The following is an 11669-nucleotide window of genomic DNA, read 5'->3' on the forward strand; positions in this document are numbered from 1 at the left end:
TCGGCGTTTGAAGGTGCGGGGTGGGGCCATATCTCCCACAGTCTGTACCCTAGGGTCAGAAGCCAGCCTGGTCCCTCCACCCCGACAAGTCTTCTCCTTCTAAGACTTGCCGGGAAACCATACAAGCCAGCCTGCTGGCGAATGAGCCCTTCCGAACGATGGAAAAATTCGCCAGCGGGGTTGGCTGCCACAGAATGTTGCCCTGGTGTACCAGCCAGGGCGTGGCATTCAATCCAGCCGTTTATGCACCCGCGTCACCGCGACAACCAGCAGGACCAGGGCGAAGGCGGCCAGGGCCAATAACTCCGGCCACAGATCGCTGAGTCCGGCGCCGCGCAGCATGATGCCCCGTGCCAGGCGGATGAAATGGGTTAGCGGCAGCACCTCGGCGATCCATTGAGCGGCCTTGGGCATGCCTTCATAGGGAAACATGAAGCCGGATAGCAGAATCTGCGGCAGAAACGTGAAGATCGCCGCCTGGATCGCCTGGAACTGACTGCGCACCAGGGTGGAAATAAAGATACCCAGCGCCAGGCTGGCGATGATGAACAGCAAAGCCGCCAGATAGAGTTCAAGCGGCGAGCCCCGCACCGGCACCTGGAAAATCCACTTTCCCAGCAGCAGCACCAGCGAGGTCTGAATCAGGCCGATGGCGATGAAGGGCAGTACCTTTCCCAGGGTCAGCTCCGCCGAGGACAGCGGCGTGGTGATGAGGAATTCCAGGTTGCCCTGTTCCCGTTCCCGCACCAGCGCGATGGCGGTGAACATGACCATGGTCATGGTCAGGATCACGCCGATCAGCCCGGGCACGGTGTTCAGCGGCGCGTTGCGGTGCGGATTGTAGTAGGGCAGCACTTCCACCGAAGCCGTGCTGGTGGCGCCGCGCAAAGGGAATTGGGCGATTTGGCGGGCGGCTTGTTGCACTACCTGGTCGGAACCGTCGACGATCAGTTGCAACGGCGGTCGTTGACCTTGCCGGCGGCGCTCGAAATCCGACGGAATGATCAGCACCGCTTTCACTTCTCCCCGTCGCAACAGGGCCTCGCCGGTGGCCGGATGAGGCACGGCGCGATTGAAATTGAACACTCGTGATTGCTGTAGTTCCGCCACCACCCGCCGGCTTGTTTGTGTTTGGGCCTGATCCACCACGGCGGCGGGCAGGTGGCGCACATCCATATTGATGGCGTAGCCGAACAGGATCAGCTGCAGGGTGGGAATGCCGATGATCATGCCGTAGGTGAGGCGGTCCCGGCGCAGCTGCCGCAGTTCCTTGATCACCACCGCGAGCAGGCGCGCAAGGCTGAAACGATCGCTCACGATGCTCCCTCCGTGTGGCGGTGGGTGGCGGCGACGAAGACATCTTCGAGATTGACCCCGGTGTAGTCCACCTCGCCTTCGATGCCCTCCTTATGCAGAGCGTCACGTACCGCTGGTAACTGATCCGGGGACGAGACCAGCACCCGCAGGCTGGCGCCGATTTGCGCGCAGGACCGCACGCCGTCCAATGTTTGCAATACCGTCTGGGCCTTTCTCGGCGTTGCCGTTACCACCAGCAAGGGCGTCGCGCCGACCTCGGCTTTCAGTCGCTCGGGGCTGCCCTGAGCCATCAGCCTGCCTCGTTGCAGGATAGCCAGTTGGTGGCAACGTTCCGCCTCATCCATGTAATGGGTGGAGACCAGCAGCGTGGTGCCGGCGTCGGTGAGGGCGAACAGCTCGTCCCAGAAATCCCGCCGCGATTGCGGGTCCACGGCACTGGTGGGCTCGTCCAGGAACAACAGTTCCGGCCGGTTCAGTACCGCGGTGGCCAGGGCCAGGCGCTGTTTCTGGCCGCCACTGAGCGTGCCCGCCAACTGGCCGGTCAGCTCTTCCAGATGATAGCGATGGCAGAGTTCTTCCACCCGCTGGCGGGTATGCGAGCGGCTCAGTCCGAACAGCCGGGCAACGAACTCCAGGTTCTCGCGCACGGTCAGATCGCGGTACAGCGAGAACGTTTGTGTCATGTAACCGGCCCGGCGTTTCAGCGCTTCGGCGTGTTTCGGGATGTCCAGGTCGAGCACGCGGATATCGCCCTCACTGGGTAACAGCAGGCCGCAGAGCATGCGGATGGTGGTGGACTTGCCGCAGCCATTGGGGCCGAGAAAGCCGTAGACCTGGCCGCGCGGCACACTGAGATCCAGGTGATCGACGGCGGTGAAGTCGCCGAACCGGCGGGTCAGATCATGGGTCTCGATGGCGTTGTCAGTGCTCATCGTCTTGCTCTGGCCAGACCTGACAGGGGACGCCCGCCGGCAACTCGCGGGCGGCGTCTCCGAGCAGCGTCAACTCCGCCATATAGGACAGCCGGGCGGCATCGTCACCGCTGAGCGCGTAGTAGGGGGTGAAGGCCGGGTCCTGACGGATGCCGCGCACCTCGGCGTCGAAGGGCGTGTCGATGCCGTCCACGGCGACACGGAAGCGATCGCCGGGCCGGATCGCCGCCCGCCGGGGTTCCGGGATATAGACCCGCGCGTAAGGCGCGTCGCCACCGAGCAGGCTGACCAGCACCGCGCCCTGGGCGGGTTGATCGCCGAGCCGGTGGGGCAGGGCATCCACCCGGCCGGTGGTGGGGGCCACTGCGTCCAGACGTTGCCGCTGGCGCTGTAACTCCGCCACGGCCGCCTGTGCCGCCAACAAGGCGGCACGCGCCTGATCCAACTGTTCCGGGCGGGTGCCGGCGAGCAGTTCGTCCAGCCGTGCCTGACGGGCGTCCACCTGAGCGCCGAGACTGCTCACTCGGGTACGGGCGTCGTCCAGATCGGCGCGAGCCACGCTGCCCCGTTCGAACAGCGTTTGTGTCCGCCGCAGATCCTGCCGCGCCAGGGCGTGTTCGCTGCGCGCCTGGGCAAGTTCGGCACGGTTGGCGTCGATGGTTTCCTGCCTCGGGCCGCTTTCCAGCTCGGCAAGCCGGGCCTGTTGCCCGGCCAGGTCCGCCCGCGCCGCGTCCAGCCGTGCCTGCACCCGGGTCGGGTCCAGGCGCAGCAAACGCTGGCCGGCGGTCACCGCCTGACCTTCCCGCACGGCCAGTTCGATGACCGGTTCGGAGGCTTCGGCCAGGATCGCCACGCGGTCCCATTCGATAGTGCCGAGCAGGGGCTCGGGTTGGTCGCCGCAGCCGGAGAGCAGCAGCAATAAGGTGGTGACGACAGCGTAATGCGTGATGGGAGCGGAGTGGTCGCGGATTGCTTTCACGCCTTTATCCTCCGGTCAGACCGCCGTGCAGCAAGGCGCGCACATGGCGGATCAGGGTGGCGGTGTCGATGTTCTGGTTGCCCGGAAAACGGGACCACAGCGAGCGGGTGGCAAGGGCGAAGATCGTCAGGCCGATCAACGATATTGGTACCAGGCGCGGTTCGATATCCGGGTTCAGCAGGCCTCGCCGTTGATCCCGTTCGATCGCATCGGTGATGGTGCCGGCGACTCGTGGTGCCACTTCCCGCACCAGCATTTCGCGCAATTGGCCGCCTTCGGTCAGCACTTCCCGTACCCACAGTGGGGGAAGCCAGGAGGCACCCGACACGGTTTCCAGTATTGTCACAACGAAGCGGTCGAGAATCTGGCCGGCGCCGTCGTCCGGGGCGTGTTCGGTGATGCTGTCAAGGGCGGGGGCGATCAGCGCCAACAGGCGTTCCCGCACTACCGCCTCCACCAACTGATCCTTGTTGCCGAAGTAGTAGTGCATCAATGCCGGGGTAACGCGTGCTTCGCGGGCGATACGGCTTAACGGGGTGCCGCTGATGCCGTGTTCGCTGAACTGTCGCACCGCCACATCCAGCAGTTGTGAGCGCTGATCGGGACCGGTTCCGGTTTCCGGGCGCCCGGGCCGGCGGCCACGGGGAGGGCTCATGGTGACTCTCTCTGATAACGGTATTCGGCAATTTAATTAATAATTAATTTAATTACCAGCCCCATGGAAAATTTCACCGATCGGCATGGGCGTCGACGGCGCCGACAGTCTGGATTGGCGGTATCACCATGCCAATCGCCGGCGCTTTTATTTATCATTGGGCCTTTCCCGGGGGATGGCCGGGGCAGGCGGCTTTTTCGCCGCCGCGCAAGCCGTCGTCCCCACGTTCAGGATCGCGGATGAATCAACGAAGAACCATCAATGTGCGGCGAGTGGTCAAGGTGCTGCAGGGGGCGGCGCGCAGCGGCGTGAGCATCCCCGAACTGCTGGATCAGTGCGGCATCGAGCGGCGCGTTCTGGAGCAGCCGGACGCCCGTATCGAACGGGACACCTTTATCCGGCTGATGCTGCTGGTGATGGAACAGACCCAGGACGAGTTTCTTGGCTTCGGCCAGGGCCGCAAGTCCAAGCCCGGCACCTTCTCGATGATGGCTCATGCGGTGATCAATTGTCCCACTCTGGAGGCGGCGGTACGCCGGGGGATCCGTTTTTATGCGTTGTTCGATCTCAACGTGCGCACCTGGCTGCGGCGCGAGGGTGACCAGGCCCGGCTGATCACCGAAGTCGATCCGCGCCTGGATTTTCGTGACGTGATCATCGATGCCATGCTGTTTCTCAGCCTGCGCTTCATGAGCTGGCTGGTGGGCAAGGTGGTGGAGCCCCAGGCGGTCTACCTGGATTATCAGCCGCTCAAGGAAGACGATGAACACCGTTTCATGTTCAACTGTCCGACTTACTACAATAGCGGCGTTAATCAGGTGGTGTTTCCCGCCCACTACCTGGACCTGCCCTTGGTGAGAAACGAGCTGTCGTTGTCCCATTTCCTGCGTGAGTCTCTGGCTCAGTTGTTCGAAGGCAACGTGCATAATGTGGGGCTGCCGGCGCGTATCCGTGGTTTGCTGTCGGAGAGCTACGATGGCCATTTTCCGGACTTCGGTGAAGTCTGCCGGCGCCTGGAGATGACACCGCAGACCCTGCGCCGCCGTCTCAAGGACGACAACACCAGTTACCAGGAAATCAAGGATTCGATCCGCAAGGACGCCTCGGTGTACTACCTGTCCAAGGCGGAACTCAGTATTGACGAAATCGCCCTGTTGATGGGCTTCAGTGAAGCCAGCTCGTTCCACCGGGCGTTCAAGAAATGGACCAACATGACCCCGTCGGCGTACCGGCGGACCCACTTTGGAGAAACGAATGAGCACCCCTGACGCCGCCACCGCGCGGTTGCTGGTGACCTGTCCGGACCAGCCCGGCATCATCAGCGCGGTTTCCACCTTCTTCTATAACCATGGCGCCAATATCACCGATCTGGATCAGCACTCCAGCGATACCCAGGACGGTACTTTCTTTTTGCGCCTGGAATTCCAGACTCCGGATCTGGATTGCTCGCGGGATGCCCTGGAAAATAATTTCCGCAAGCGGGTGGCGGAACGGTACGGCATGCAGTGGCACATCAGCTACGCCGCCGAGAAGAAGCGCATGGCGATCCTGGTGTCCCGTCATGACCACGTGCTCATGGACTTGCTGTGGCGGGTCTCGAGGGATGATCTGTCCGCCGACATCACCATGGTGATTAGCAACCACGACGATCTGCGCGACGAGGTGGAGCGCTTCGACATTCCCTATCATCACATTCCGGTGACCCGGGAAAACAAGGCGGAAGCCGAGGCCCGGGCGCTGGAATTGCTGGAAGGCCAGGTGGATGTGATCGTGCTGGCCCGCTACATGCAGATTCTCAGCCCGGAGTTCGTCGCCCGGCATCCCCATCGCATCATCAATATTCACCATTCTTTCCTGCCGGCCTTCGTCGGCGCCAACCCTTACCAGCAGGCCTGGGACCGGGGCGTCAAGCTGATCGGCGCCACCAGTCACTACGTCACCGAGGATCTGGACCAGGGGCCGATCATCGAGCAGAACGTACAACGCGTCTCCCACCGCCATTCGGCCAGGGAGTTGCGCGCCCTGGGGCAGGACGTGGAACGCCAGGTAATGCAGCGCGCGGTACGCTGGCACCTGGAGGACCGGGTCATCGTCGACGGCAACAAGACGGTGGTGTTCGTTAAGTAAGAACAAATTGACAGTTGATAGTGGACAGTTGACAGCGGAAGGAAAAAGTCACTTCCTGTGTTTTCTGTGGGAGCTTGCTTGCAAGCGAATATTGCCAAGTGCCGAGCGAACCTCATTCGCTTGCAGGCAAGCTCCCACATCGGCTAAAGATCGCCTGTTCCTGTTTTTCCGCTGTCAACTGTCCACTATCAACTGTCAACTTTCCCCCGAGGGTTTATGGCTGAGCAACCACAACGTTACCTCGCCTTGTGCCGGCCCGGGTTCGAGTCGGATCTGGCGGCGGAGTTGTCGGATCGGGCCGCCGATCTGGGCGCCGCCGGTTACCCGCGGACACAGCCGGGCAGTGGCTCCGTGTTCTGGGAAAACCTGCAAGGGGACCCGGCTCCGATTCTGGAAAGCGGGCTGATTTTCGCGCGGACCTTCTATCCGCTGGTGGCGGCGTTCGATGATTTGCCGGAGCGGGATCGCATCGGTGCCCTGTGGCCGGAGTTAAAACGTAACGGCCCTTACACGGAGCTGTATCTGGAACACGCGGACACCAATGACCGCCGTGAACTGGCCGGCTTCCTGCGTGGCTTCCGCAAGGCGCTGGAGCCGCGTCTGCGTAAGGAAGGCGTGCTGCGCGCAAATTCCAGTCGACGTCTGCATCTGTATTTCGACGATTCCCGCCATGGCTATATTGGCGTCAGCCCGGCCCGGCTGCCGTTGCCCGAAGGGGGTATTCGACGGCTGCGGCTGGCGCCGGAGGCGCCAAGCCGGTCGGCACTGAAGCTGGAAGAAGCAATGCTGCGTTTCCTCGGGCGCGGCCGGCCGGAGGGGCTGCACACCGCGGTGGACCTTGGCGCGGCGCCCGGCGGTTGGAGCTGGCAGCTGGCGCGCCTGGGCATCAAGGTCACCGGTATCGACCATGGTCGCCTCGATACCCGCCTGCTGGAGGAATACCCGGTGCGTCACGTTTCCGCCGACGCCTTCACCTGGCGCCCGGAGCGACCGGTGGACCTGGTGGTTTGCGATGTGGTGGACAAACCGGCCCGCACGCAATCACTGATGTTGAAATGGCTGACCCAGGGCTGGGCCCGGACCGCCTTGTTCAATCTGAAATTGCCGATGGCGCGCCGTTATCGTGAGTCGCGGGTGCTGTTGGAGCGATTGGCGGAGGGCATGGAAAAACAGGGCCTGGCCGCCCGTATCAACGCCGCGCATCTGTACTACGACCGCGAGGAAATCACCGTCTGGGTGGATACTCGTGCCCCCTGAGCGCGGTCCGGCCCCGGCATACGTACTGCTGACTCTGGCCGGACTCTATTTTCTGCAAGGCCTGCCGTCCGGTTTATTGGCCAAGGCGGTACCGGCGCTGGCCCGGGAAGCGGGGCTGTCCACCGAATGGATCGGTCTGCTGGCCCTGGCGGCGTTGCCCTGGGCGCTGAAGTTCCTGTGGGCACCCTGGGTGGATCCGATGGCCGGTGCCCGCGCCGGTCACCGCCTGCGTTGGGTGGCGGCGGCGCAAGTGCTGGTGATGGCGCTGTTGCTGGTGCTGTCGTTGTTGGAGCGCCCGCTTTGGTTTGGTGAGGCGTTTCCGGTTCTGCTGTTGATCCTGTTTCTGATCAATCTGGCCAGTGCGACTCAGGACGTGGCCGCCGATGGCCTGGCGGTACGCTGGTTGCGGGGTGATCTGTACGGCCTGGGCAACGGCATCCAGGTGTCCGGTTACAAGGTCGGGCTGATTCTCAGTGGTGGTCTGTTTCTGATCGCCAACGACCTGATTGGCTGGCGCGGTTCATTGTGGTTGCTGACCATCATGATTGGCGTGCTGTTGATTGGGATTCTGCGTTTCCCGGAGCCGGCGGAGGCCGCGGCGTCGTTTCCACGGCGCCGTGGCGTGCGGTGGTGGTGGCGGCGGTCGCGTGGCTTCTGGTGGCGGCCGGGGCTGCTGCCCTGGGCTGTGATCCTGCTTGGTTACAAGGTGGGTGACGGGTTTGGTAGCCGCATGATCAAGCCCTATCTGGTGGATCAAGGCTGGACACTGGCCGCCATCGGACGGCTCGATCTGGTGGCCTCTCTGGTGGGGCTGCTCGGTGCCTTGCTGGCCGGCGTGCTGATGCGCCGCTGGGATTACCGGCGTGCCCTGGTGGGGCTGGGCCTGGGGCAGGGGCTGGCGTTCGTGGGCTGGTGGTGGGTGGCGCGGGCTGATGCCGCGACGCCGTTGATATGGATGGTCTCCCTGTTTGAACAGGCGGCGGACGGTGCCTCCACGGTGGTCTTGTTCGTGGTGATGATGGCTTACTGCCGGTCGGGCTCGGAAGGTGGTGACTACACGCTGCAAGCGTCATTGCAACTGATGGCGGTGGGGATGTTCACGTTGGTCAGCGGATTCAGCGCCGGCTATTTCGGCTACGCTGGTCATTTCCTGCTGGCGGCGCTGTTGGGCTGCGCGGTGGCCTTGCTGGCCCTGGCCTGGCGCCCGCCGCTTGGGCCCGGCGCGGCAGGGCGTTATACTGGCGCGCCCGATCACTCCTGACCCTTCGCGGAAACACCATGTCCGACGCCATTGACGCCCAGCACCACCTCGACGCCACCGGTCTGCTATGCCCGGAGCCGGTGATGTTGCTGCACAGCAAAGTGCGTGACATGGCGCCGGGCGAGGTATTGGAAGTCCGCGCCACAGATCCCTCCACCGAACGGGATATCCCCAAGTTTTGCCAGTTCCTGGGCCACACTCTGTTGGCCCGGCGGCAGGATGGCGAGCTGTTCCTTTATTGGATCGAGAAGAAGCGCTGAGGCGGAATTTCGCTGGCAAGCCAGCTTCCCACAGCCTCTTAGAGCCCCCTGTGGGAAACTGGCTTGCCAGCGAATGCTTTTGTGTCCTTTCCTGTCCTTTTTCAAACGCGATTCCTCTCCGAATCTTTCCTTCATTTCAATGAATTTTTTGTTGTTCTTTGTTGAATCAAAGACATCATCGACAACGAATAACCTCATAAAAAATAGTGCTTTGCGCGATTTCCAGGGCCCAGTTCCTATTTCATGACATCGCACTTGTTTTCTCTTTCCTGTCCTGGCTAGATGCTGTCATCGATTGTTCAGACGAATCGGTTAGAACGATAACCGTGACACCGGGAAGACGGTGACGCTCGGGATGCAAGCCGCTTATAACGCCGAACATAACATCAGATAAGCAACGCCAAACAGGGACCATGGTTCCGGTTTCTGCCGGACGGGAATCGCCGTGCCATGGCGCGGCCAAACACATCATCAAGGATGGAGAAGGAACATGGCGGGTGACACCGGCAATACGTTGAAAACACGCTACGTGCCCATCGAGCGGATTTCCTTCATCGACATGAAGGAGATGTATGGACTCTACGAAAAGTACTATCAAAACGTGTCCCTGGAGGTCTTCGTCAAGGATATGTCGGAGAAGAGCGGTGTCTTCATGGTACGCCGGACACTGGACCGGCAAGTGGTGGGTTTTTCAACATTGAAAACCGTGCCGATGAGCGTCGGGGGGCGCGCCGCCACCGGCGTCTTCAGTGGTGATACCATCCTTGAGAAACAATACTGGGGGGATCGCTCCCTGCAGACTGCTTTCCTGCGCTGGATGGTGCGGGAAAAAATGAAGCGGCCAACAAGAACGCTGGTATGGCTGCTGATCTCCAAGGGCTACAAGACTTACTTACTGCTGGCCAATAACTTCAATCGGTACTATCCCCATCCCGATGGTGAGCATCAGGATCTGGCGGCATACGTCGACCATTACTGCGAGAAGCTCTACTCCGACAGCTATTGTGCCGAGCGCAAGTTGCTGGACTTCGGTGACAACTATTCCTCGCTCAAAGGCGCGGTGGCACCGATTTCCCAGGAAATGCGCGACGGCAACGTCAAGATCCGCTTCTTCGAAGAGCGCAATCCCACCTGGGAGCGGGGCACCGAACTGCCCTGTGTGGGCATCTTTGATCGCGGCACGGTGCAGGCCTACCTGGCCAAACTCTGGCGTAAGCGGCCCCGCCGTCTGCGTTTGGCCGTTCGCCCGGCGGCTTACGAGTAAGGAGAGGTTATGCTCAGCCAACGGCTATTGCATCTGGGGGTGCTGCCCGCCGGGCGGCGTTTCCGTACCGGGCTCTCCCATTTGGAACAGACCCAGCGATTCCGTCATCGCCAGTTGATGCGGCAGGTGGCGGCGTCAGCAGTGGGGCGGGAGCAAGGGATCGGCGAGGACTGGTCCTGGGAGCGTTTCGCCGAACGACTACCGGTTACCAGCTATGAGGACTGGCGCCTCCGGGTGGAGCAGGGCAGACGGGAGGGCGCCAATCCGCTGATCGCCTCGCCCACCGCCCGTTACCAGCCCACCAGCGGTTCCACCTCGGCGATCAAGTGGATTCCGTACAGTCGCGCCTTTCTCGGTGAACTGGACGGCGCCATCGGCCCCTGGCTGGCGGACCTTTATCATCGTTATCCGAAGCTGCGGCGCGGCCGGCACTACTGGTCGCTGTCCTGGATGCCCACCGCGCTGCGGCAGTCTCTTGGCGAGGAATTGAATGACGATCTGGCGCTGATGTCCTGGGGCAAGCGGCTGATCGCCGGCGCCACCCAGAGCGTGCCGTCCTCGGTGGCTTTGGCCCGTACCTCCGACGATTCCCTGTTCGCCACTCTGGCGCACTTGGTCGCCGACAGCCGCCTGAGCCTGCTGTCGGTGTGGAGTCCGACCTTCGGCATTGGCCTGCTGGAAGGTCTGGCCAAGTGGCGCGAGGAACTGGCGCAAGTGCTGAGCCGTGGTGACTGGGGGGCGCGGCGGGCCGCGATGGCGGAGTCCAGGTGTCCGCGCAGTCCTCGTGGGGCGGCTTTGCTGCGAGCCTGGGACGGTGAACTGACGGCGGATTTTTTCCTGGCGCTGTGGCCGGCGCTGGCGCTGGTCAGTGCCTGGGATACCGCCGCGTCGGAGCCCTGGGCGCGGCGCCTGCAAGCGCTGTTGCCGCACGCGGATTTTCAGGGCAAGGGACTGTGGGCCACCGAAGGGGTGGTGACCTTTCCCTGTCAGGGCCGTTACCCGCTGGCGTATCGCAGCCACGTGTATGAGTTCCAGGATCCGGATGACGGAGCCATCCATGCCCCCTGGGAGCTGGAAGCCGGGCAGCGGGTGATGCCGTTGCTGAGTACCGGCAGCGGCTTGCTGCGCTACCGGCTCAATGACTTGGTGGAAGTGACCGAACATTGGCGCACCGTGCCTTGCCTGCGTTTCCTCGGGCGGCGTGGCACCGTTGATCTGGTCGGCGAGAAGCTGACTGGCGAGGTGGTCAATGAGGCTTTCGCGCGGGCGCCGTTGCCACCCGGCGTAACGCCGGTGGGCGTGGTGGCCTGTGATGACGCCGGCGATGGCAAACCCGGTTATCTGGCGCTATTGGAAGGGTCGCCGCAAGTGCCGGTGGCGTCGCTGGCCGAGCATCTGGAGCAGGCTCTTGGTGGCCATTTTCATTATCGTCTCGCACGCAATCTGCACCAGTTGGCGCCGCTGCGGTGTGTGGTGCTGGCGGACATGCGCGAACGCTATCTGGGCCATTGCCGGGACCAGGGCATGATCGAGGGCAACATCAAGATCGAGGCCCTGCGTGCCTGGCCGGGAACCGCGCCGGCTTTCCTCGCGCCATCGCCGGTTTCAGCCTGAGGA

11 protein-coding genes are annotated in these 11669 nt (G+C 62.7%); 7 read left to right on the top strand and 4 right to left on the bottom strand.

All coding sequences use genetic code 11. The annotated features are described in order from the left end of the window. Positions 1–228 precede the first annotated feature (228 nt). The 4 genes from E0L37_RS17280 to E0L37_RS17295 are packed head-to-tail and all read right to left on the bottom strand — an operon-like array spanning position 229 to position 3883. Complete coding sequence (locus E0L37_RS17280; RefSeq protein WP_133492922.1) at positions 229–1317, bottom strand: ABC transporter permease; 1089 nt, start codon at positions 1315–1317, stop codon at positions 229–231. After that, complete coding sequence (locus E0L37_RS17285; RefSeq protein ID WP_133492923.1) at positions 1314–2249, bottom strand: ABC transporter ATP-binding protein; 936 nt, start codon at positions 2247–2249, stop codon at positions 1314–1316. The genes E0L37_RS17280 and E0L37_RS17285 overlap by 4 nt, the downstream gene beginning before the upstream one ends. Beyond that, positions 2239–3228 carry an HlyD family secretion protein gene (locus E0L37_RS17290; protein ID WP_201303710.1) on the bottom strand — a complete coding sequence of 330 codons (990 nt, stop codon included), beginning with the start codon at positions 3226–3228 and terminating at the stop codon, positions 2239–2241. The genes E0L37_RS17285 and E0L37_RS17290 overlap by 11 nt, the downstream gene beginning before the upstream one ends. Before the next feature lie 4 nt (positions 3229–3232). Next, positions 3233–3883: a TetR/AcrR family transcriptional regulator gene (locus E0L37_RS17295; RefSeq protein WP_133492924.1), complete on the bottom strand. Its 651-nt coding sequence runs from the start codon at positions 3881–3883 to the stop codon at positions 3233–3235. A gap of 239 nt (positions 3884–4122) precedes the next feature. Here E0L37_RS17295 and E0L37_RS17300 point away from each other — a divergent pair, with 239 nt between their 5' ends. The 7 genes from E0L37_RS17300 to E0L37_RS17330 all read left to right on the top strand — a co-directional run bounded on the left by E0L37_RS17300 (position 4123) and on the right by E0L37_RS17330 (position 11666). Next, entirely contained in the window at positions 4123–5151 is a 1029-nt protein-coding gene (locus E0L37_RS17300) for an AraC family transcriptional regulator (protein ID WP_133492925.1), read from the top strand. Continuing rightward, entirely contained in the window at positions 5138–6010 is an 873-nt protein-coding gene (purU, locus tag E0L37_RS17305) for a formyltetrahydrofolate deformylase (protein WP_133492926.1), read from the top strand. The genes E0L37_RS17300 and purU overlap by 14 nt, the downstream gene beginning before the upstream one ends. 216 nt (positions 6011–6226) lie before the next feature. Beyond that, positions 6227–7267 (top strand): 23S rRNA (cytidine(2498)-2'-O)-methyltransferase RlmM, encoded by a 1041-nt coding sequence (gene rlmM, locus E0L37_RS17310; protein WP_133492927.1) that lies wholly within the window; start codon positions 6227–6229, stop codon positions 7265–7267. After that, positions 7257–8528, top strand: a complete 1272-nt coding sequence (locus tag E0L37_RS17315) for an MFS transporter (protein ID WP_133492928.1) — start codon at positions 7257–7259, stop codon at positions 8526–8528. The genes rlmM and E0L37_RS17315 overlap by 11 nt, the downstream gene beginning before the upstream one ends. A 17-nt stretch (positions 8529–8545) precedes the next feature. Further along, positions 8546–8788: a sulfurtransferase TusA gene (gene tusA / locus E0L37_RS17320; protein WP_022994585.1), complete on the top strand. Its 243-nt coding sequence runs from the start codon at positions 8546–8548 to the stop codon at positions 8786–8788. Positions 8789–9278: 490 nt separating this feature from the next. After that, the gene (locus E0L37_RS17325) at positions 9279–10052 is read left to right on the top strand and encodes a hypothetical protein (protein WP_133492929.1); all 774 of its coding nucleotides are present in this window, start codon (positions 9279–9281) and stop codon (positions 10050–10052) included. Positions 10053–10061: 9 nt separating this feature from the next. Continuing rightward, positions 10062–11666, top strand: coding sequence for a GH3 auxin-responsive promoter family protein (locus E0L37_RS17330; protein WP_133492930.1), 1605 nt, complete (start codon positions 10062–10064; stop codon positions 11664–11666). The last annotated feature ends 3 nt before the right edge of the window (positions 11667–11669 follow it).

The organism is Alcanivorax sp. 24, assembly GCF_004360225.1.
In the GTDB taxonomy this organism is placed as follows: domain Bacteria; phylum Pseudomonadota; class Gammaproteobacteria; order Pseudomonadales; family Alcanivoracaceae; genus Alloalcanivorax; species Alloalcanivorax xiamenensis.

Coding starts and splice junctions, on each gene's coding strand:
- E0L37_RS17330 (WP_133492930.1), top strand. CDS start 10,062: ATGCTCAGCCAACGGCTATTGCATCTGGGGGTGCTGCCCGCCGGGCGG.
- E0L37_RS17295 (WP_133492924.1), bottom strand. CDS start 3,883: ATGAGCCCTCCCCGTGGCCGCCGGCCCGGGCGCCCGGAAACCGGAACC.
- E0L37_RS17285 (WP_133492923.1), bottom strand. CDS start 2,249: ATGAGCACTGACAACGCCATCGAGACCCATGATCTGACCCGCCGGTTC.
- E0L37_RS17325 (WP_133492929.1), top strand. CDS start 9,279: ATGGCGGGTGACACCGGCAATACGTTGAAAACACGCTACGTGCCCATC.
- rlmM (WP_133492927.1), top strand. CDS start 6,227: ATGGCTGAGCAACCACAACGTTACCTCGCCTTGTGCCGGCCCGGGTTC.
- E0L37_RS17300 (WP_133492925.1), top strand. CDS start 4,123: ATGAATCAACGAAGAACCATCAATGTGCGGCGAGTGGTCAAGGTGCTG.
- purU (WP_133492926.1), top strand. CDS start 5,138: ATGAGCACCCCTGACGCCGCCACCGCGCGGTTGCTGGTGACCTGTCCG.
- tusA (WP_022994585.1), top strand. CDS start 8,546: ATGTCCGACGCCATTGACGCCCAGCACCACCTCGACGCCACCGGTCTG.